Below are 22,056 nucleotides of genomic sequence, written 5' to 3' on the forward strand. Positions count from 1 at the left end.
AAAGTGGACATTCCTCAAGGAATGTCCACTTTTCTTCCTGACCCCAGGGTGGACATTTCAAGGGCTAGGCGTTGAACAGCTCTTCGACACGGGCGAGGCGGCGGGCGGCTTCGCCTTCCAGCTTGCCGGAGGCGGTCATGATCTGGCGCACACCTTCCAGCGCACGCCTGCGATCGGCGTCGGCCAGCAGCTTGGGCAGGGCGGCCATGGCGCGCTCTTCATCCAGCTGGAGGATCATGTTCTGCTCCTGCACCACTTCCTTGAAGCGGCTCAGCGACATGCGCTCCTTGGCCGGCAGCCGCATGCGCAGTTCGCGCAAGGTGGCGAAGGCGCGTTCGTCGGCGGCGCGCAGCTCGGGGCTGCGGGCGATGTAGAGGATGGCGCGCATCACCGCTTCGCGTTCGCCGCCGCTGGCCAGGCGCTTGGCGGCTTCCGTGCGGCGCGCGGCAACCACCGATTCGCGCGCGATATCGCGTCCGATGCGGCGCCGGATGTTGGCGGAGTCGGCGCGCAGCCCGACCAGCGTTTGCAGCAGCGGCTGGCCGTAAGTGGAGAGGAAGAACTGCTCCACGCCCTGGTCGCGCAGCACCTGGTAGCGGTCCAGCGCCGCGACGATCTGCTGCGAGGCAGCCTCCTGCATCTTGAGGAAGGGGTTGTCCGGCGAGACCGGCTTGCGCTGCGCCCTCACCTGCTCCGCCATGGCGCCGATCCCGTTCAGGAAGGGGTTCATGTCGGAGAACAGCTCGTAGCGCATGCGGTAAGGGTGCAGGCGCCGCATCCATTCCGCCGTCTGCTCATTGGTCACGGCGCGCACAAAGGGGCTGACGAAGGTGCGGTACAGGCCCTGGTTGATTTCCGACAGCCGCGCCACGGTGGCGAAGCGGCGCTCGTCCTCGTCGTCGTTGCCGCCCAGCGCGCGCAGCTCGTTCAGGTCGCGCCGCTCGAAGCGCACCACGTAATTGCCCTCCGCCAGCTCGGGGCTGTGCACGCCCTCCCCGCCCTTGTCGATGAAGACCGCTTCATACAGGCCGGGCGGCAGCACGTCGATCAAATCCATGGTGCGGGTGAATTCGTCATGCTCCTTGTTGGCGACCGAGGCGGAGACGAAGATGCCCAGGTGCCCGATCGATTCATGCAGGGTGTACACCACGGTCTGCCCGCCCGCCACCATGGCGGCGTCGTTCTCGTACAGGTCGAGCAGCCAGCCCAGCGCCTGCTGCGGCGGGGTGATGTCGTCGCCCCAGGAGCAGAACACCACTACCGGCGAGCGGATATTGCGCAAGTCGATGCGGCGGCCGTCGGAGTCGTGGATGGTGCCGTTGCTCAAGCGATTGCCGACGAACAGGTTGTCGGTGATGAACTGGATTTCCTCGGCATTCAGCAGCACCGGGTTACCCCACCAGCGCTCGAACTCGAGGAAGCGCTTCTCCTCGGTATCCACGTTGGCATACACGTGGTAGCCCTTCTTCCAATAGGTATTGGAAGGATTCATGTTCTCGAAGTTGCTGACCAGGTGGGCGCCGTCGAACTTGCCGTTACCCAGGTCGCCGGCCAGGGACGTCATCCAGGTGCCGCCCGTCAGGCCGCCCAGGTAGCGCAGCGGGTTCTTGCCGCGCACCCCGGCCCAGTACGAGAGCGGCGCGCCGGCCAGCACCAGGGGGCCGGTCAGCTCGGGATGCAGGGCGGCCGTCATCATGATCTGCCAGCCGGCCTGGCAATTGCCGATCAGGGCCGGCTTGCCTTCCGCCTCGGAATGCAGGTAGGCCACCTGCTCGATGAACTGGGCTTCGGCGTGGCACACGTCTTCGATGGTCTGGCCCGGCACCGGCGCAGGCAGGAAGCCAATGAAGTAGCAGGGATTGCCGGCCTTGAGCACGACGCCGATTTCGCTGTCCTGCTTCATGCCGCCGATGCCGGGGCCGTGTCCGGCGCGCGGGTCGACCACGATGAAGGGGCGCTTGCTCTCGTCGATCTCCATGCCGGGCGGCGGGATGATGCGCATCAGCGAATAATTCACGGGCCGCGGCAGGGTGCGGCCATCGATCACGGTCTCGAACTCGAAGTTGAGCACGTGCGGCGCGGTTTCCCGCTCGCGCGCATTGCGCTCGGTGCCGCGCCGGTACAGCACGTCCATGAACAGGATCGAGCGCTGCCACGCGTCGGTCCAGTATTCCAGGGCCTGGGTGGCCAGGTTGGTGTGTTCGGCCATGCTGGTTCTCCTTGTCGGTTCCGGCTAGGACGTACAGATTACCACGCCCAAATAAAAAAACCCGCCGGGGGGCGGGTTTTGTGCGGGTTGCCCCGATTATGCGTTTTCTTTGGAAGCGCGCTTACGCTCGTGCTCTTTCAGGAAGCGCTTACGCAGGCGGATCGACTTAGGAGTCACTTCCACCAGTTCGTCGTCTTCAATGAATTCCACCGCGTATTCCAGCGACAGCTGGACTGGCGGTACCAGGCGCACTGCTTCGTCGGTGCCGGAAGCACGCACGTTGGTCAGCTGCTTGCCCTTGGTCGGGTTCACCACCAGGTCGTTGTCGCGCGAGTGGATACCGATGATCATGCCTTCGTACACAGGGTCGTTGTGGACCGAGAACATACGGCCGCGGTCCTGCAGCTTCCACAGCGCGTAGGCCACAGCCTGGCCGTCTTCCTGCGAGATCATCACGCCGTTGCGACGGCCGGCCAGTTCACCCTTGGTGGTGTCCACCGGAGCGTAGGCGTCGAACACGTGCGACATCAGGCCGGTACCACGGGTCAGGGTCATGAACTCGCCCTGGAAGCCGATCAGGCCACGCGCAGGAATACGGTACTCCAGGCGCACACGGCCCTTGCCGTCTGATTCCATGTTCTGCAGGTCGCCACGACGACGGCCCAGTTCTTCCATCACACCGCCCTGGTTGGCTTCTTCCACGTCAACCGACAGCATTTCGTATGGCTCGTGACGCACGCCATCCACCATCTTGAACACCACGCGTGGACGCGACACGGCCATTTCAAAGCCCTCGCGACGCATGTTTTCGATCAGGATGGTCAGGTGCAGTTCACCACGGCCGGACACTTCGAACACGGTGTCGTCGTCGGTCGGGGCAACGCGCAGCGCCACGTTGGATTTCAGTTCTTTTTCCAGACGGTCGCGCAGCTGGCGCGAGGTCACGAATTTGCCTTCGCGGCCAGCCAGCGGCGAAGTGTTGACCATGAAGTTCATGGTCAGGGTCGGCTCATCCACGGTCAGCATTGGCAGCGGATCAGGGGTATCGACCGCGCACACGGTGGAACCGATGCCGATTTCTTCGATACCGTTGATCAGCACGATGTCGCCGGCGACGGCTTCATCCACCAGCACGCGGTCCAGGCCCTTGAAGTTCAGCACCTGGTTGATGCGGCCCTTGACCGGGGTGCCTTCCGGACCATCGATCACCACCACATCCTGGCCGGCTTTCGCGCGGCCACGGTTGATGCGGCCGATACCGATCTTGCCCACGTAGGACGAGTAGTCCAGCGAGGTGATTTGCATCTGCAGCGGACCGTCCGGATTGTCGTCGCGCACCGGCACGTACTTCAGGATCGCTTCGAACAGCGGCTTCATGTCGCCGGAGCGCACGTCTTCGGTTTCGCCGGCGTAGCCGTTCAGGCCCGATGCGTAGATGATCGGGAAGTCCAGCTGCTCATCGTTCGCGCCCAGTTTGTCGAACAGTTCGAAGGTCTGGTTGATCGCCCAGTCAGCGCGCGCGCCCGGACGGTCGATTTTGTTCAGCACCACGATCGGCTTCAGGCCCAGGGCCAGCGCCTTGCGGGTCACGAAACGGGTCTGTGGCATTGGGCCTTCTTGCGCGTCCACCAGCAGCAGGACCGAGTCAACCATCGACAGCACGCGCTCCACCTCGCCGCCGAAGTCAGCGTGGCCAGGGGTATCGACGATGTTGATGTGGGTGCCTTCGTACTCAACGGCGCAGTTCTTCGACAGAATGGTAATGCCGCGTTCTTTCTCCAGGTCATTGGAGTCCATGACGCGGGTATCGACCTGCTGGTTTTCACGGAAGGTACCGGACTGGCGCAGCAGTTGGTCCACGAGGGTGGTCTTGCCATGGTCAACGTGGGCGATGATGGCGATGTTGCGAATTGCGCGTTTAGTATTAGACATGATGTATGTATTGACAGGAATTCTGCACGTGCGGAAGCACTGAACCCACTAGTATAGCATGTTGCGCCGCAACCAACCAGATTCGGGGTCAGGTCTGACAATCGGACACGCCGACATACTCTTTGATCTATCTCAATACGGCAAAACCACGAAATTCCCGTATTGAGAAAGATCAAAGAAATGGTTCGGCTGTCCGATTGTCAGACCTGACCCCGAATTTCGCGCCGCGCTGAAGCGGTTTCGTCGCAAAGCGCTGGCTCGCTTGCCGGACGATGGGCAAAGTGTGGGGATCGAAACTTTCTTTGCGGGGATCAAAATGCTGCAGCAAATCATCAGCCATACGCCAACCTATGTTTGGGCCATCCTGGGCCTGCTGGTCTATCGGGGTGTGGCGGCCAGCCGCGATCGTGCAATGGCGGCGCGTGCGGTCTTTGTCATGCCTGCGGTGATGCTGGGACTGGGTGTACACAGCATCGCTGCCGGCTTCGGCCTGGCGTCGCTGCCTGGTGCGGCGTGGATGGCGGGACTGGCTGCCGGTGCGGCAGTGGCGTGGCGCGGCGCTGGCGCGGTTGCGCTGGACCGGGCGGCGGGTACGGTTTTGCTGCGCGGCAGCTGGGCGCCGCTGTTGCTGATGCTGGCGATCTTCGCGGCGAAGTATGCGTTTGCGGTGGCGCTGGCGATGCAGCCTGCCCTGCGCGGCAACCTGGCTTTCGCCCTGCCGGCCTGCGCGGCGTTCGGCGCGCTGGCCGGCGCTTTCCTGGGACGTCCGCTGCGCGTGGCGGCGGCGCTGCGCGCTGCACCAGTTGGCGCAGCGCGGGTGGCGGCTTAAGCCTGGGCGCTGGCGATCAGGCGCTCCGGCGCCAGGATCGCATATTCGCCAAAAATGCCGGTGCCAAGCAGGCGGCCGGCTTCGTCGTAGATGCGCACGCGCCCTTCATATGGGGTCGGTACGGCGATCGATGGCTCTTTGCCCAGCGGCAGGCGCTGGCCGTGCAGGAAGCGCTTGGCCAGCTCGGCGTTCAGCACGATGCGCGGGAAGGACGACAGCAGTGCGTCCACCGGCGCCAGCAGCTCGCGCGGGGCGGCGTGGGCGGCCAGGTCTTCCAGCGTGACCATTTTGTCGGTCGTGAGCGCGCCCACTTGCGTGCGGCGCAGGGCGTTCAGGTGGGCGCCGCAGCCGAGCGCGGCGCCGATATCTTCACCCAGCACGCGGATGTACGTGCCTTTGCTGCAGGTGACTTCGATCTTCAGGAATGGCGCTTCGTACGACACCAGCTCCAGCTTATGGATCGTCACGTCGCGCGCTTCGCGTTCGAGCACCACGCCTTCGCGGGCGTATTCGTACAGCGGTTTGCCGTCGCGCTTGAGCGCGGAGTACATCGGTGGCACTTGCTTGATCGGGCCGCGGAAGCGGGCCAGCACGGCTTCAATATCAGCCTGGGTGCAGCTGACGTCGCGCGTTTCCAGTACCTGGCCTTCGGTGTCGCCGGTGTCGGTGCGCTGGCCCAGGTGCACGGTGGCGAGGTAGGTCTTGTCGGCTTCCAGCAGGTCTTGCGAGAACTTGGTCGCTTCGCCGAAGCACAGCGGCAGCAGGCCGGTGGCGAAGGGGTCGAGCGTGCCGGTGTGGCCGGCCTTCTTCGCGTTCATGAAGCGCTTGGCTTTGATCAGGGCGTCGTTGCTGGACAGGCCGACCGGCTTGTCGAGCAGCAGCACGCCGTCCACGGCGTCGCGCACGCGTTTTACACGGACTTCGGTCATTCGGTGCTTATTCTTCGTTGTTTTCGTCGAAGTCGGCGGCGCGGGTGGCGTTGGCCTTGTCGATCAGGGCCGACATCGCCATGCCGCGCGAGGCGGACATGTCGTGCACGAAGTGCAGCTGCGGCAGCGTGTGGATGTGCAGGCGCTTGCCCAGCTGGTTGCGCAGGTAGCCGGCGGCGGCGCTCAGGCCGGCCAGCACGTTCTTGATCGATTCTGGGTCGTCCTTCAGGGTGGTGAAGAATACCTTGGCGTGGGCGTAGTCGGGGGTCAGCTGTACTTCGGACAGGGTGATCATGCCGACGCGCGGGTCCTTCAGTTCGAAGGCGATCAGCTCGGACAGGTCTTTCTGGATTTGATCCGCTACGCGGACGCCGCGCTGCGGGATGGATTTGCTGTGTTTGGCCATTTTGCTTCCTTTTTAAAACCGGCAAGCCTGCAGTGGGGGACGGAGCTGGACCTAGGGCCAGTTCCCGCCGCTTTCCCGGTTTTCATAAAACTAAAAGGCGGGTGCCCTGCCCCGCTTTCGCGGGGCGGTGCCACCCGCCGTGTTTCGCGCCGTCCTGCTGTTACAGGGTACGGGCGACTTCCTGCACTTCGAAGACTTCGAGCTGGTCGCCCACTTCGATGTCGTTGTAGCCTTTCAGGTTCAGGCCGCACTCCAGGCCGGCGCGCACTTCTTTCGCGTCGTCCTTGAAGCGCTTGAGCGAGTCGATCTCGCCGGTCCACACCACGATGTTGTTGCGCAGCAGGCGGACGGAGGACGAACGCTTGACCACACCGTCGGTAACCAGGCAGCCCGCAATCGCGCCGACCTTGGAGACGTGGATGACCTGGCGGATCTCGACCTGGCCGGTGACGTGCTCGCGCTTCTCCGGCGCCAGCATGCCCGACATCGCTGCTTTGACCTCTTCGATCGCATCGTAAATGATGTTGTAGTAGCGGATGTCGACGCCGTTGGTCTCGGCCAGCTTGCGCGCCTGTGCATCGGCACGGGCGTTGAAGCCGATGATGACTGCCTTGGAAGCGGTCGCCAGGTTGACGTCCGATTCCGAGATGCCGCCCACCGCTGCGTGCACGATCTGTACGCGCACTTCGGAGGTCGACAGCTTCTGCAGCGAGCCAACCAGCGCTTCCTGCGAACCTTGCACGTCGGTCTTGATGATCAGCGGCAGGTTCTTCACTTCGCCTTCGGCCATCTGGTCGAACATGTTCTCCAGCTTGGCGGCCTGCTGCTTGGCCAGCTTCACGTCGCGGAACTTACCTTGACGGAACAGGCCGATCTCACGGGCTTTACGCTCGTCGGCCATGACCATGGCTTCTTCGCCGGCGGCCGGCACTTCGGTCAGGCCCTGGATCTCGACTGGGATCGAAGGACCGGCTTCGGCAATCGCCTTGCCGTTTTCGTCCAGCATCGCACGTACGCGGCCGAAGGAGGAACCGGCCAGCACGACGTCGCCGCGCTTCAGGGTACCGGACTGCACCAGGATGGTGGCCACAGGACCACGGCCCTTGTCCAGGCGGGCTTCCACCACCAGGCCGCGCGCAGGCGCGTCGACCGGGGCTTTCAGTTCCAGCACTTCGGCTTGCAGCAGCACTTGCTCCAGCAGGTCGTCGATGCCCTGGCCGGTTTTCGCCGACACCGGTACGAATGGCGAATCGCCGCCGTATTCTTCCGGCACCACTTGCTCGGCCACCAGTTCCTGGGTCACGCGGTCAACGTTGCCGCCCGGTTTGTCGATCTTGTTGATCGCCACCACCAGCGGTACGCCTGCCGCTTTGGCGTGCGAAATCGCTTCTTTGGTCTGTGGCATCACGCCGTCGTCGGCTGCCACCACCAGGATGACGATGTCGGTTGCCTTCGCACCGCGGGCACGCATGGCGGTGAACGCCTCGTGGCCCGGGGTATCCAGGAAGGTAATGGTGCCGCGCGGGGTGTCCACGTGGTACGCGCCAATGTGCTGGGTAATGCCGCCGGCTTCGCCCGACGCCACTTTGGCGCGGCGGATGTAGTCCAGCAGCGAGGTTTTACCGTGGTCGACGTGACCCATCACGGTCACCACCGGCGCACGCGGCACTGCCTCGTACTCGGCATGCTCGCCCTGGTCGGCCAGGATCGCTTCCGGATCGTCGACGGCGGCAGCGAAGGCTTTGTGGCCCATCTCTTCCACCACGATCATCGCGGTTTCCTGGTCCAGCACCTGGTTGATGGTGCACATCTGGCCCAGCTTCATCAGCTGTTTAATGACTTCGGATGCCTTGACGGCCATCTTGTGCGCCAGTTCGGCCACGGTGATGGTTTCCGGCACGTGCACGTCATGGATGATCGCTTCGGTCGGCTGCTGGAAGTTCGATTCGCGTTCTTCGTGATGGCCACCGCGGCGGCCACCTTTGCCGCCCGCACGCCAGCCGTCACGGCCACCGGCGTTGGCGCCGGCACCACCACGGCCCTTGCCTGCGCCACCGCCCGGCGCACCACGGCGCTTGGCGTCGTCGTTCCAGGTCGATGCCACGTTGGCCGACTTGATGGACTTCTTGTCGCCCTTCTTGTCGTCTTTCTTGTCGCCGGCGGCGCCAGCGGCTGGAGCAGCTGCTGGCTTCTTGTCGGCTGGCTTGTGCAGGGTGCCTTCCGCCACTTTCGGCTTGGCCGGTGCAGGCGCCGGTTCCGGCGCCTTCATCACGCGGCGCGGCTGCGCCATCATGGCCTTGATCTGGGCCACTTCGTCGGCGACGGCGCGGCGCGCGCGCTCGGTCGCTTCGGCGCGCTCGGCGGCTTCCTTGGCGGCTTGCTCGTGCTTGCGCTTCGATTCTTCGGCGTCCGCCAGGCGCTTCTTCTCTTCTTCTTCGGCGGCGGCCTTCTGGGCGGCGCCGGCGGCTGCGGCGGCAGCGGCTTTCTCAGCGGCGGCCTTGTCGGCGGCGGCTTTCTTGGCCTGCTCTTCCGCTACGCGCTTGGCTTCCTCTTCCGCGGCTTTGGCTTGCGCAGCCTTTTCCTCGTCCAGCTTGGCCAGGCGTTCCTGCTTCTCTTTCAGCTCCGCTTCCTGGCGAGCGATCAGCTCGGCCTGGCGGCGCGCTTCTTCTTCACGGCGCGCCTGCTCGGCGGCGTCGATCACCGGCGCGGCCGGTTTGGCGGCGGTGGTGGTCACCACGTCGTCGCGCTGGACGAAGGTGCGCTTCTTGCGCACTTCGACCTGGATGGTGCGGGCCTTGCCGGAGGCGTCAGCCTGCTTGATCTCCGTGGTCTCTTTGCGAGTCAGGGTGATCTTTTTCTTTTCGCCCGGCTCGGAAGCTGCGCCGTGGGTACGGCGCAGGTGTTCCAGCAGCTTGTCCTTATCATCCTTTGACAATGGATCTGACGCCGAACTCTTTTCGACGCCAGCAGACTTCAGCTGCGACAGCAGCAAATCTGCAGGCATCTTCAGTTCGGTGGCAAATTGGGCTACGTTGTTACTCGCCATTCAGTCCTCTTTTCTATGTGTCTCGATGATAATTAAAGCTGCTTCTTGATTAGGCCTTGGCGGCTTCGGACGACGCCCAGGCCTTGGCTTGCAGCGCCTTGGCACGATCATCGTACTTACCGTCGACCAGCTTCATTTCATCGTCGGTCACATTCTCAAACTCATTCGAAATCAGTTCACGTGCGCGGTCGGTCGACAGGGCCAGGATGGCGCCGAACTCGTCGTAGGCCAGACCGGCGAATGCCGCCAGGGTCTTGATGCCGGCGAGACCCAGCTTGCCTGCGGTAACGCGGTCCATGCCTTCCAGGCCAACCAGCGACTCTTCCATGCCTTCCAGGCCCTCTTCCGATGCGATCGCTTCGGTCACCAGGGCGTCGCGGGCGCGGGTACGCAGCTCGTTGACGGTGTCTTCGTCGAACGCTTCGATGTCCAGCATCTCGGAGATCGGCACGTAAGCGATTTCTTCCAGGCTGCTGAAGCCTTCTTCCACCAGGATGTCGGCCACTTCCTGGTCCACATCCAGTTTTTCCATGAACAGTGCGCGCACTGCGGCGGTTTCGGCGGCCAGCTTGTCGGCCGATTCTTCCGCGGTCATGATGTTGATCTTCCAGCCGGTCAGCTCGGAAGCCAGGCGCACGTTCTGGCCGGAGCGGCCGATCGCGATTGCCAGGTTCTCTTCGTCCACCACCACGTCCATCGCGTGCTTGTCTTCGTCAACCATGATCGAGGTCACGTTGGCCGGGGCCAGCGCGCCGATCACGAATTGCGCCGGGTCTTCCGACCACAGCACGATGTCCACGCGCTCGCCGCCCAGTTCGCCGGTCACGGCCTGCACGCGCGAGCCGCGCATGCCGACGCAGGTGCCGATCGGGTCGATACGCTTGTCGTTGGTGTGCACCGCGATCTTGGCGCGCACGCCGGCGTCGCGTGCTGCGGATTTAATCTCCAGCATGCCTTGTTCGATCTCTGGCACTTCCAGCTCGAACAGCTTCATGATGAATTCCGGTGCGGTGCGCGACAGGATCACTTGCGGGCCGCGCATATTGCGGTCGACGCGCAGGATGTAGGCGCGTACGCGGTCGCCGATACGCAGGTTCTCTTTCGGGATCATCTGGTCGCGCGGCAGGCGGGCTTCGATCTTGCCCGATTCGACGATCGCATCGCCGCGCTCCATGCGCTTGATGGTGCCGGTGACCAGCGCGTCGCCGCGCTCCAGGAAGTCTTGCAGGATCTGCTCGCGTTCCGCATCGCGTACGCGCTGCAGCACGACTTGCTTGGTGTCCTGGGCGAAGCGGCGGCCGAATTCCACCGATTCGATCGGCTCTTCGATGTACTCGTCGACTTCGATGTCAGGGATCTGTTCTTTTGCTTCGAACAGCAGCACTTCCTGGTCAGGCAGCTGCAGGCCGGCTTCGTCCGGCACCACGTGCCAACGACGGAAGGACTCGAACTCGCCGCTTTCACGGTCGATCGAAACGCGAATATCGACTTCGCCTTCATAGCGCTTCTTCGTGGCTTGCGCCAGTGCGAACTCGAGCGCGCCGAACACGACTTCCTTGTCGACGTTCTTTTCGCGCGCCAGCGCATCAACCAATAACAATACTTCGCGACTCATGCTTTGCGGCTCCCAAAATTCACCTGCGGCACCAAGCGTGCCTTATCAATGTCCGCGAGCGTGAAATTCAGCACCGCCGGACCTTCTTTACCTTCAAATTCAATACCCAGTTGCTCGCCCTCCGGCTCCGTCAGGATGCCCTGGTAGGACTTGCGGTTCGCAGTCCCCGGAATGGCCATGCGCAGCTTGACGATGGCTTCGCAGCCGGCAAAGCGGACGAAGTCGCTGAACTTGCGCAGCGGACGGTCCAGGCCAGGCGACGAAATTTCGAGGCGCTCATAAGGAACGTTCTCGACCGTCAGCACGTGCGACAGCTGGTGGCTCACCGTGGCGCAGTCTTCAACCGTGATCGGGCCCTTTTCTTCTGCATCTTCCGCCGTGAAATCGATATAGACGCGCAGCAGACCGCGTTCGGCCCGCTCGAAATCAACCAGCTCGTAGCCGAGGCCAGCGACGGTTTTTTCAATCAATTCAGGCAGTTGCAAAGAAAATCTCCAGATACTTAAAACGATTCAACCAAAAAAAAATGGGCAACTGCCCATCTTTCGTTACTGCAGCCAGATGAAAGTTGCTGACAACTTTAACTAGGCTGCTCATTATAGCGTGTTATTGATTTCGCTGCAATGCCACATACCACATCGGACGCTGGTGTAACAATAGCAATGGGCTTAAAACCAACAACCTGCACCCCGGCAAAAAGGACCGAAGCCAAGGGTCAGACCCTTGGGTCTGACCCTGGTTCACCGGGTTTTAGCCCTTACGCCGGCGCGGCATCCCATGGTCGGACGCCCCGCCGCGCGGCTGGTGCCCGCCGCGGCGCTGCTGCCCCTGGCCATGGCCGGCAAAACCGAAAGTGGTCATCAGCGGGTCCGGCTGGCGCGGACCGCCCTTGCCCTTCCCCTTGCCCTTGCCACCGCCACCAGCGCCACCACGGCCGCCCGGCTGCTGGTCACCGAAGCCGGTGAAGCCGCCGCCATGACGCGGCGCACCAAAGAACGCGCCCTGGCCCTGGTTGCGGCCGCCGCGCGGCGCCTGCGGGAACGGATCGGCGTTCTTGTTGCTCACATCCATGCGGTTGCCGTTCGGCTCACGCTCGCGCTCACGCTTGCCCTGGCCCTGGCCGCCCTGCGCCTTCTTCTCGCCGCCACCCGCCGCAGCACCGGCTTCCTTCTTGAAGCCGACCGCCGCCAGCAGGTCGCGCACGGTATTCTCTTCCATCTCTTCCCAACGGCCGCGCTTCAGGTTGCTCGGCAGGGTCAGCGCGCCGTAGCGGGTACGGATCAGGCGCGACACGGTCAGGCCGATCGCCTCGAACATACGGCGCACCTCGCGGTTGCGGCCCTCGCCGATCACCACGCGGTACCACTTGTTCACGCCTTCGCCGCCGCCATCGGCGATCTTGGAGAACTGCGCCATGCCGTCTTCCAGCTCAACGCCGGCCAGCAGCTTCTGGCGCATGCCCTCTTCCAGCTCGCCCAGGGTACGCACGGCATATTCACGGTCGATGTTGTAACGCGGGTGCATCAGGCGGTTCGCCAAGTCGCCGGAAGTGGTGAACAGCAGCAGGCCTTCGGTATTGAAGTCCAGGCGGCCAACGGCCAGCCATTTGCCGGTCTTCATGACCGGCAGGCGGTCGAATACCGATGGACGGCCATCCGGGTCGTCGTGCGACACGATTTCGCCGGCCGGCTTGTGGTAGACCAGCACGCGCGGCGGCTTCTTCGACACCTTGCGCTGCACCAGCTTGCCGTTGATGCGCACCGCATCGGTCGGCAGGATGCGCTGGCCGATGTGGGCCGGCTCGCCATTCACCGACACGCGGCCGGCGATGATCAGTTCTTCCATATCGCGGCGCGAACCCATGCCCGCTTCCGCCAGCACCTTGTGCAGCTTCGGCGCATCGTCCTCGGCGGTCAGGTCGCGGCGCACTTTGGCCGGCTTGCCGGAACCGCCTTCGTCGCGGTCAAACGCGTCCGAGGTCACGAAGGAGAACACGGCGTCCGCTTCGGATGCCTTGTCCTTGGCCTTCATCTTGTAGCCGAAAGCGCCTGGCACGCGCTGCTTCTGGCCCTGGCCGCCCTTGCCAGCGCCCTGGCCGCCGCCTTCGCCGGCCTGCGCGCCCTGGCCTTCGCCATGCGCCTGCTTGCCGTGCTTGCCCTTCTTGCCTTTGTGCTTGCCATGCTTGTCGTGGCGCTTCTCGGCCGGCACAGCGGCCGGCCATGGGCTGCCGCCTTCGGCCGCGCCCTCGCCTGCCGGCGCGGCATCCGCCCCCAGCACCGCCGCCGCAACGGCAGCTTTTTCAGCCTGGCGCAGCGCGCGCTGTTCGCGCATCTGGCGCGGGCCACGCGGCGCGCGGCCGCGCTCCTTGCCTTCGGCGGATTCGCCGCCGGCTTCGGCAGCCGGCGCAGCGGCTACCGCGGCCGGCGCCGCTTCCACCGGCGCCGCGTCGGCTGCGGCAACCTTCTTGGCGCGCGGTTTCTTGGCCGGCGCCGCCTCGGCGGCGGCCGGCTGCTCGCCGGCTACGGCTTCGGCCGCGGCTGCGGCCTTGGTACGACGCTTCGGCTTCGGCGCCTCGCCCGCCGCTTCCGCAGCAGCTTTGTCGGCTTCGATCTGCGCCTTGGTGCGGCGCTTAGGCTTGGCAGGTGCAGCGTCCGCTGGGACGCCGGTCTCTGGGGTGTTATCAGGGTTGTTCATTATTCGTTTCTGCTAAGGGCTCGACGTTTTCGGGCGCCGGGTCGTCTGTTACCGACGGCGCCACGTCCGGCGTCGCCTCTTTCTCTTGTTCTTGTGCTGCTTCTGCTGCTTGTGCTTCCTGCGCCGCCTTCTCGAAGTTCTCCGTCAACCGGGCCTCCAGTACTTCCAGCGGATTTTCATTCTGCGTATCGCTAATCTCCTGCAGCGGCGGCAATTGCGACAACGATTCCAGCCCCAGGTCATCCAGGAACTGTTTGGTGGTACCCAGCAGGGCCGGGCGCCCCAGCACATCGCGGTAGCCGACGGTATCGACCCAGCCGCGGTCTTCCAGCATCTTGATCGTCTGCGAATTCACCGCCACGCCGCGGATTTCCTCGATATCGCCGCGCGTCACCGGCTGGCGATAGGCGATGATGGCCAGCGTTTCCAGCGTGGCCCGCGAGTATTTCTGCGGCTTTTCCGGGTTCAGGCGATCCAGGTAGAGCTTCATTTCGGGCCGGCTCTGGAAGCGCCAGCCGCTCGACAGGCTGACCACCTCGATCCCGCGCCCCTGCCATTCCTGGCGCAATTCTTCCAACAATTCCTTGATCGTATCGGCACCGACGCCGACGCCGAGCGGATTGCCCAGGTCGTCGGTTTCGACGTACAGCTTTTTCAGGCTGTGGATCGATAAGGGTTCACGAGCGCATAGCAGCGCAGTTTCGAGGACTTTCTTAGCCTCTACAGTATCCATACTCTACAAGTTGGTTAACTTTGCAAGAAGATGCGCCGGACCGCTGCGCGCCGGGGCGAGAGTCTCAGGTGGAGAGCGTTTTCGGGGCGAAAACAAGGCGGGCGACAGGCGCCGCTTCATCCAACTTGGCCAATTGTACCTGATAAAACTGCGGAGAAGTGTAAAAGCCTGTATTCGCTCAAGCAGCGAGTTTTTCCGCTAGTATTGCAGAAACGCCAACAAAAGCCGGGTACTCGGCCGTGATTACATAGGTCGGGATCGCCGCCAGGTAATGATGGAAGCGGCCTTTTTCCTCGAAGCGGGCGCGGAAACCGGAGCGGTCGAAGCGCTCGCCCAGGCGCGGCACGATGCCGCCGCCAATATAAATGCCGCCGGTGGCCCCCAAGGTCACGCCCAGGTTGCCGGCAATCGTGCCCAGCATGGTGCAGAAATGCTCGATCACGGCATCGCACAGCGGGCACTCGCCAGCCAGCGCGCGGCGCGCAATTTCCGGCGCCGCCAGCGCAGGCTCGGCCGCCCCGCGTTGCGCCGCCAGCGCACGGTAGATCAATTCGATGCCCACGCCCGACAACAGGCGCTCGGCCGACACGTGCTTGAACTCAGTCCAGGCATACTGCAGGATCGCCACTTCCTCCCCATTCATGGGCGGGAAGCTGACGTGGCCGCCCTCGCTCAGCAGCGCAGTCCAGCCCGCGGCCGACGGGATCAGGCCCGACACGCCCAGCCCGGTACCGGCGCCGATCAGGCCCAGCGGCGCGCCAGCCTGCGCCGCGCCGCCACCCACCTGGCGCTTCTGGCTGTCGGCCAGCAACGGCAGCGAGCGCGCCAGCGCCGTGAAATCGTTGGCCACCACCAGCACCTCGAAGCCGACCGCCAGGCGCAGCGCCTCGATCGAAAACTCCCAGTGGTGGTTGGTCATCTTGACGAAATCGCCATTGACCGGATTGGCTATCGCAATCGCCCCATGGCGGATACCCTGCACCGCCGCGCCCGCCACATCCGGCAGCGCCAGGTAAGCCTTGAGCGCATCGGCCAGGGTGGGATACGCCGCGCACGCCAGCACATGGATATGCTCGATCGCGCCGGTAGCCAGTTCCAGCGCAAAGCGCGCATTGGTCCCGCCCACATCCGCCAGCAGGCGCGGGCTACGGAGGGCAGTTGGCGATGCAGTTGGGGTCTGGACAGTCATGGGCGCGAACAGTTACGTGGAAGCCCAATCCTAAGGGATTAGTTAGCCGAAGCGCAAGGACTTCTTTGTAGTTTGAGTACAGAAACCAATCAAATTAGCGTCAAATACTACATTGCGGGATAAGTGACCGGTAGTATGACTACGCCAAACAAAAGGTGGGGACGAAAAAAATGGGGACGTACCCTATTTTTCGCTGCGCGAAAATAGGGTACGTCCCCATTTTTTTGGCAACTAAGGGCGGAAGGCGGTGTTCCAGGCTTCCAGGCCGCCGTGCAGCGGCTTGGCGCGCTTGTAGCCGTGGGCGTGCAGCTGCTTGGCGACCTTGGCGGCGGTGACGTCGTTCGGGCAGCTGCAGTAGACGATGATGTGGCGATCCTTGGGCAACGAGCGGATCACTTCCAGCGGGTCGGGGCCGGCCAGCAGGGCGCCGGGCACCGGCGCTTCCAGCTGCTGGGCAGTGGCGCTGCGGGCATCGACCAGCACCGGATTGTGGCCGCCTTCCAGCAGCTCTTTCAGCTCGTCGATGCTGATGCGCTCGGTCTGCATGGCTTTCTGGAAGCGGCGCCGTTCGATGAATTTGGCCAGCACGAACAGGGCGAGCAGGATGGCCAGCACCGTCAGCGCGGTGGAGCCCATGGTCGCCAGCACGTCCAGCACCTTGTCGACGTCGGCGTGGAAGTAGGCGCCGATGGCCAGGCCGGTGGCGCTCCACAGCAGGCCGCCCAGCAGGCTGAAGCTGAGGAAGGTGGGGATGCCGGTGCCAAGCGCGCCGGCCATCGGCGGTGCGATGGTGTTGAAGCCGGGGATGAACTTGGCCACCACCATCGATTTCGGGCCCCATTTGCGGAAATTGTCTTCGGTCTGGCTGACGCAGTAGTCGGGCGAGAGCGAAATCTTGCACAGCAGCTTGAGCACGCGCTTGCCGTAGCGGCGCCCGGCGCGGAACCAGAACAGGTCGCTCAGCAGGCAGGCAGCCATGGCCACCGCCAGCACCAGCGGGAAGTTGGCGCCGCCGCCGGCCGCCGCCAGGGCGCCGGCCACAATCAGGATCGGATACGCAGGAATTGGCAACCCCATCTGTTCGACCAGCACCACGGCAAAGACGATCAGGACACCATACTGCTGAAGAAGGGTAATAAGGTTAGCCATAATCCAGCTATGGTAGCGCAAAACGCCGCTTACGGCAGTGCCCCCTCCGCCGCTTCCAGCATCTGGCACAGCTCGCGGTAGGCGTAGCGCCCCACCATGTGTTCGATGGCGGCGGCCAGCGTGGGCTGGCTGGCGCGGCAGGTGGCCAGCACTTCCTCAATGCGCGCCGGGTTCAGCTCCTGCAGCGCGGCGTGCAGCGCGCTGCGCAAGGCGGCCGGCAATTGCGCCAGCGTGGCCGGACTGAGGGCGGGCTGGGCCTCGACCGCCGCCGGCGCCGGCGGCGCGGCGTACTCCACCTCCAGCTGCTGCGCCAGCACGCGGAACAGCTTGTCCTGCTCCACCGGCTTGCGCAGGAAGTCGTCGGCGCCGGCCGCCAGCGCCTGCTGCCGTTCTTCCTCGAAGGCGGAGGCGGTCAGCATCACCACGCGCGGCTGCGGCAGGCTGCGGTCGGCGCGCAGGCGGCGCGTCGTCTCCAACCCGTCCAGCACCGGCATGCGCCAGTCCATCAGCACCAGCTCCGGCTGCTGGCGGGCGATGGCGTCCAGCGCCTCCACCCCGTCCGACGCCTCCAGCACCTCGAAGCCGGCCGGCACCAGCAGGCTGCGCAGCAGGTGGCGGCCATCCACGCCGTCGTCCACCACCAGCACGCGCCGGCCCTGGTGGCCGGGCGCCAGCAGCGGCAGGCTGGCCAGCGGCGCCACGTCCTGCACCGCATCGGCCGCTTCCGCTTCCAGCGTGAAGCGGAAGGTGGCGCCCTGCCCCGGCGCCGACTCCACTTCCAGCTCGCCGCCCATGATGCGCACGTACTGGCGCGAGATTGCCAGTCCCAGTCCGGTGCCTTCGCTGGCGCCGTCCTGGCGCACCTGCACGAACGGCTCGAAGATGCGCTGCTGCTCTTCCGGCGCGATGCCGATGCCGGTGTCGCGCACGGCGAAGGCCAGGCCGTGGCGGCCGCCCGGCAAGGCGGTGGCGCGCAGCGACAGCCTGACGCTGCCGCTGCGCACGAACTTGAGCGCGTTGGAGGCCAGGTTGAGCAGCACCTGGCGCAGCTTGGCGCCGTCCAGCATCAGGGCGCGCGGCAGCGGGTCGCATTCCAGTTGCAGCGCAATGCCGCCGTGCGCGGCGCGCGCGCTGACCATGTCGCACACGTCACGCAGCAGCTGCGCCACGTCGACCGCCTCGCGGTGCACGCTGACGCCGCCCGCTTCGATCTTCGACAGTTCGAGGATGTCGTTGATCAGCGTCAGCAGGTGCTGCCCCGAGCGGTGGATGATGGCCATATTGCGCCGCTCCTCGGCCGACATGGTGGCCGAATGCGCCATCAGGCGCGAAAAGCCGATCACCGAATTGAGCGGCGTGCGCAGCTCGTGGCTCATGGTCGACAGGAACACGCTCTTGGCGCGGCTGGCGGCTTGCGCTTCGGCCACCGCCACCGACAAGGCGGCGGTGCGCTCGGCCACCAGCTCCTCCAGGTGGCTGCGGTGGCGCCGCAACTCCTGCTCGCTCTCGGTGGCCTCGGTCACGTCCAGGCTGACGCCGACCAGGCGCACCACCTTGCCCGCTTCATCGCGGAAGGAACGCGCCATCGAGCGCAGGTAGCGGATCGAACCGTCGCTGCGGCGCACCCGGTACTGCAGCGAGAATTCGCGCTCGCCTTTCAGCGCGGCGGCCACTTCGGCGCGCGCGTGTTCGCGGTCGTCGGGCACCACGCGGTCGAGCCAAGCCTTGAAGTTGCCGCCGCCGCGCCGCGTGGCCAGCCCGTACTGGCGCAGGATTTCATCGTCCTGCACCAGTTCGTCGTTCAGCACATCCCAGTCCCAGATGCCGATGCGGGCGGCGCGCGTGGCAATGGTCAGGCGCTCCTCGCTTTCGCGCAGCGCGCGGTAGCGGCTGTCGAGCAGGGCCCACATCTTATGGATCGATGCGTTCAGCACGCGCAGCTCGCCAAAAAACCAGGCGCGCTGCGGCGTCTGGCCGTCCACATACTGGCCGATGGCGCGCAGCGGGCGCAGGATGAGGAACCACAGCAGGCCGTACACGCTGGCCACCAGCACGGCGGCCAAGGCCAGGATGGCGATGGCATTGCTGCGCCGGTGGCTGCGCAGCTCCTCCTGCACATGGGCCGGCGAGGCGAACACCTTGAGCGTGCCGATGCTGGCGCCTTCCGCCATGATGGGGCGCTGCGCCACCAGCATGTCGGGCGTAGTGCGCAAGGGCTGGCCGATTTCGAGTTTGTCGCCGGGGCCGCGCTGCACCACGAATTCGCGCTTGGTGCCGGTGCCGTAGATGACGATGGCGTGCAGGTCGCGCTGGTTCATGCTGGCGCGCATGATGGATTCGACCTGGTTGTCGTCGAAATTCCAGGCCGCCAGCGACACGCCCAGGGCCAGCTGGTCGGCGCTCACGTTCAACACGCGTTCCAGCTCCTGCCAGCGCTTGTCGTACTCGGAAGAGTAGGAATACGCAGCAAATACCAGCAGCACGGCGGTGACAATGGCCGTCAGCGCCACGCTGGCCAGTAGTGCGATGGAGGCAACCTTGTTCGAACGCAAAGACCTGCTCCGGATTTGGCGCCGCGGCTTGCGGCGCCGGAAAGTCCAGTGTGCCAGTTTTGCCGGGCGGTATCAAGCAGCCCGGGGGATGGCCGCCAGCAGCGAACGGGTGTAGGGATGCTGCGGGTTGCGGTACAGCTCATCGGCATCGGCCATTTCCACCACCTCGCCCTGGTGCATGACCATCACCTGGTCGGAAATGTACTTCACCACCGACAGGTCGTGCGAGATGAAGATGTAGGACAGGCCGTATTCGTCCTGCAGGTCCTGCAGCAGGTTCAGCACCTGCGCCTGCACCGACACGTCCAGCGCCGACACCGATTCATCGCACACCAGGATCTCCGGCTTCATGGTCAGGCAGCGCGCGATGGCGATGCGCTGCCGCTGGCCGCCGGAGAATTCGTGCGGGTAGCGGTGGTAGGCCTGCGCCGGCAGCCCGACGCGCTCGAGCAGCGCCAGCGCCAGCTGCGTGCGTTCGGCATCGCTGGCGCCGATGCCGTGCAGGCGCATCGGTTCCAGCAGGATCTGCCCCACCGTGAAGCGCGGGTTGAGCGAGGCGTACGGGTTCTGGAAGATGATCTGGATGCGCCGCTTGTAAGGCTGGAATTCCCGGCCATCCATGGCCAGCAGGTCGCGCCCTTCGAACAGGGCGCTGCCGCCGCTGGCCTGGTGCAGGCGCAGCAAGGTCAGGCCGACGGTGGACTTGCCGCTGCCCGATTCGCCCACCACGCCCAGCGTCTTGCCGCGCGCCAGCTGGAAGGAAACGCCCTTCACCGCCTGGAATTCGCGCTTGCCGAACAGTCCTTCGCGCAGCCAGAAGCTCTTTTTCAGGCCGCGCACATCGAGCACGATCTCGTCGCCGGGCGCGCTGCCGCGCACACGCTCGGGCTGGACCGGCAAGGCGCCGCCGGCCATGTAGTCGTCGATCACCGGCAGGCGGCGCGGACGCGCATCCAGCGCCGGCCGGCAATGCAGCAGCGCGCGCGTGTACAGGTCCTGCGGGTCGCTGAAGACGGCGCGCGCGTCGCCCGCCTCGCGCACTTCGCCGTGGCGCATGACAATCACCTCGTCGGCGATCTGCGCCACCAGGCCCAGGTCATGGGTAATGAACAGCACCGCCATCCGGTGCTTCTTCTGCAGGCCGGCGATCAGCTCCATGATCTGCTTCTGGATCGTCACATCGAGCGCCGTGGTCGGCTCGTCGGCGATCAGCAGCTTGGGCTGGCAGGCGATGGCCATGGCGATCATCACGCGCTGCTGCTGGCCGCCCGACATCTGGCTCGGGTAGGCGTCGATCTTGCTGGCCGGGTCGGGGATGCCGACTTCCTCCAGCAGCTCCAGCGTGCGGGCGCGCGCGGCGCGCTTGCCCATGCCCATATGCAGCCGCAGCACCTCGCCGATCTGGTAGCCGACCGTAAACACCGGGTTGAGCGACGACATCGGCTCCTGGAAAATCATGGCGATATCCTTGCCGCACATGGCGCGCCGCGCCGCCGCCGGCTGGTGCAGCACCTCGCGCCCTTCGAACAGCACGCTGCTGCCCGGGTCGATGAGGGTGGTGTGCGGCGGCAGCAGGCCCATGACGGCCAGCGAACTGACCGACTTGCCGCTGCCCGATTCGCCCACCAGGGCCACCGTGCGGTTGTGCGGGATATCGAAGGAAACGCCCTTCACCGCTTCGACGCTGTTGTGCTTATCGGTGCGGAAACGGATACGCAGGTTGCGGACCTGGAGCAGCATGTCATTTCACCTTGGGGTCGAGCGCGTCGCGCAGGGCGTCGGCAAACAGGGAGAAGGCGGTCACCAGCACAGCCATGGCGCTGGCGGCGGCGGCCAGCTGCCACCATTTGCCCAGGATCAGTTCATTCTGCGCCTCGTTCAGCATCGAGCCCCAGCTCACCACGCCGACCGGCACGCCGAAGCCGAGGAAGGACAGGATCACTTCGGCCTTGATGAAGCCAACCGCCAGGATCGACAGCTGCACCAGCGCGACATGGCTGACGTTGGGGAAGATATGGCCGAACATCTTGCGCCAGGCGGAGGCGCCGATGGCGTCGGCCGCCATCACGTACTCGCGCGCCTTGTGCTTGATGTATTCGGCGCGCACCAGGCGGTACGGCCCGGTCCAGCCGGTCAGGCCGAGGATCAGCACAATGGTCAGCACGCCCTTCTGCTGCAGCACGGCGGCCACGGTCAGGATCATCAGGATCGACGGGATGGCCGTGAAAACGTTGTAGAACCAGTTGAAGAAATCGTCCACCACGCCGCCATGAAAGCCGGAGAGCGCGCCAAACAGCGTGCCCAGCCCCACGGCCAGCGTGGCGGCAGCCAGCCCCACCACGATCGAGGTTTCGCCGCCCTTGATGGTCTTCAGGATGATGTCGTGGCCCCACTTGTCGGCGCCGAACGGCAGGCTGGCCGCGCGCACGGCCGCCGGCTCGGCCACCGCCTTGCCCAGCGTGGCGCGCAGCGCGCGGATATCGTCCGCCAGCGGGTCGAATTCGTTGGCCGGCGGCGTGCCCTGCGGCGCGCCGGCCAGCGCGCCCTGCCCGGCGCCGCCCTGCGTCTCGCGCGCCGGCGCGGCGAAGGTTGGCGGCGCGTAGTGGACGGCCACCTCCTCCTCCCAGCCGGCGGCCACCAGGCCGCTGGCGGAAGCTGCCAGCAGCAGCAGGAAGGCGGCGACGACCGCCAGCGCGGCCATGGCCACGCGGTCGGCCCGCAGGCGGCGCCAGGCCAGCAGCCACAGTCCCGCCGAATCATGAACAGTATGCAT

The 22,056-nt window shown here is 65.1% G+C and carries 15 protein-coding genes; 1 reads left to right on the top strand and 14 read right to left on the bottom strand.

The annotated features are described in order from the left end of the window. Nucleotides 1-64: 64 nt before the first annotated feature. Together ACE3TQ_RS00045 and typA are read right to left on the bottom strand one after the other, a co-directional pair. Entirely contained in the window at nucleotides 65-2,209 is a 2,145-nt protein-coding gene (locus ACE3TQ_RS00045) for a DUF3141 domain-containing protein (RefSeq protein ID WP_374579840.1), read from the bottom strand. A 96-nt stretch (nucleotides 2,210-2,305) separates the two neighbouring features. After that, nucleotides 2,306-4,141 (bottom strand): translational GTPase TypA, encoded by a 1,836-nt coding sequence (gene typA / locus ACE3TQ_RS00050; protein ID WP_374579841.1) that lies wholly within the window; start codon nucleotides 4,139-4,141, stop codon nucleotides 2,306-2,308. A 316-nt stretch (nucleotides 4,142-4,457) separates the two neighbouring features. On the opposite strand from typA, the gene ACE3TQ_RS00055 reads away from it, so the two are divergent. Then, nucleotides 4,458-4,970, top strand: a complete 513-nt coding sequence (locus ACE3TQ_RS00055; RefSeq protein WP_374579842.1) for a DUF6622 family protein — start codon at nucleotides 4,458-4,460, stop codon at nucleotides 4,968-4,970. Here ACE3TQ_RS00055 and truB read toward each other — a convergent pair. The 12 genes from truB to ACE3TQ_RS00115 all read right to left on the bottom strand — a co-directional run bounded on the left by truB (nucleotide 4,967) and on the right by ACE3TQ_RS00115 (nucleotide 22,056). After that, nucleotides 4,967-5,899 carry a tRNA pseudouridine(55) synthase TruB gene (truB, locus tag ACE3TQ_RS00060; protein ID WP_374579843.1) on the bottom strand — a complete coding sequence of 311 codons (933 nt, stop codon included), beginning with the start codon at nucleotides 5,897-5,899 and terminating at the stop codon, nucleotides 4,967-4,969. The genes ACE3TQ_RS00055 and truB overlap by 4 nt on opposite strands. A gap of 7 nt (nucleotides 5,900-5,906) precedes the next feature. Then, entirely contained in the window at nucleotides 5,907-6,305 is a 399-nt protein-coding gene (rbfA, locus tag ACE3TQ_RS00065; protein WP_374579844.1) for a 30S ribosome-binding factor RbfA, read from the bottom strand. A gap of 160 nt (nucleotides 6,306-6,465) precedes the next feature. Next, nucleotides 6,466-9,351, bottom strand: a complete 2,886-nt coding sequence (gene infB, locus ACE3TQ_RS00070; RefSeq protein ID WP_374579845.1) for a translation initiation factor IF-2 — start codon at nucleotides 9,349-9,351, stop codon at nucleotides 6,466-6,468. A 49-nt stretch (nucleotides 9,352-9,400) separates the two neighbouring features. After that, the gene (gene nusA, locus ACE3TQ_RS00075) at nucleotides 9,401-10,966 is read right to left on the bottom strand and encodes a transcription termination factor NusA (RefSeq protein WP_374579846.1); all 1,566 of its coding nucleotides are present in this window, start codon (nucleotides 10,964-10,966) and stop codon (nucleotides 9,401-9,403) included. Next, nucleotides 10,963-11,451 carry a ribosome maturation factor RimP gene (gene rimP / locus ACE3TQ_RS00080; RefSeq protein ID WP_374579847.1) on the bottom strand — a complete coding sequence of 163 codons (489 nt, stop codon included), beginning with the start codon at nucleotides 11,449-11,451 and terminating at the stop codon, nucleotides 10,963-10,965. Before rimP ends, nusA begins: the two co-directional genes overlap by 4 nt. Nucleotides 11,452-11,716: 265 nt before the next feature. Continuing rightward, entirely contained in the window at nucleotides 11,717-13,660 is a 1,944-nt protein-coding gene (rluB, locus tag ACE3TQ_RS00085; protein ID WP_374579848.1) for a 23S rRNA pseudouridine(2605) synthase RluB, read from the bottom strand. Next, the gene (gene scpB / locus ACE3TQ_RS00090; protein WP_374579849.1) at nucleotides 13,647-14,393 is read right to left on the bottom strand and encodes an SMC-Scp complex subunit ScpB; all 747 of its coding nucleotides are present in this window, start codon (nucleotides 14,391-14,393) and stop codon (nucleotides 13,647-13,649) included. The genes rluB and scpB overlap by 14 nt, the downstream gene beginning before the upstream one ends. A gap of 178 nt (nucleotides 14,394-14,571) precedes the next feature. Beyond that, nucleotides 14,572-15,582 (bottom strand): glucokinase, encoded by a 1,011-nt coding sequence (locus ACE3TQ_RS00095; protein WP_374579850.1) that lies wholly within the window; start codon nucleotides 15,580-15,582, stop codon nucleotides 14,572-14,574. Between the two features lie 231 nt (nucleotides 15,583-15,813). Next, nucleotides 15,814-16,731, bottom strand: coding sequence for a VTT domain-containing protein (locus ACE3TQ_RS00100; protein WP_374579851.1), 918 nt, complete (start codon nucleotides 16,729-16,731; stop codon nucleotides 15,814-15,816). A gap of 29 nt (nucleotides 16,732-16,760) precedes the next feature. Continuing rightward, nucleotides 16,761-19,283, bottom strand: coding sequence for an ATP-binding protein (locus tag ACE3TQ_RS00105; protein WP_374579852.1), 2,523 nt, complete (start codon nucleotides 19,281-19,283; stop codon nucleotides 16,761-16,763). Between the two features lie 72 nt (nucleotides 19,284-19,355). Continuing rightward, nucleotides 19,356-21,023: an ABC transporter ATP-binding protein gene (locus tag ACE3TQ_RS00110; protein WP_374579853.1), complete on the bottom strand. Its 1,668-nt coding sequence runs from the start codon at nucleotides 21,021-21,023 to the stop codon at nucleotides 19,356-19,358. Nucleotide 21,024: 1 nt separating this feature from the next. Continuing rightward, nucleotides 21,025-22,056 (bottom strand): ABC transporter permease, encoded by a 1,032-nt coding sequence (locus ACE3TQ_RS00115; protein WP_374579854.1) that lies wholly within the window; start codon nucleotides 22,054-22,056, stop codon nucleotides 21,025-21,027.

It is taken from the genome of Pseudoduganella sp., from assembly GCF_041914865.1.
Lineage (GTDB): Bacteria > Pseudomonadota > Gammaproteobacteria > Burkholderiales > Burkholderiaceae_D > Rugamonas.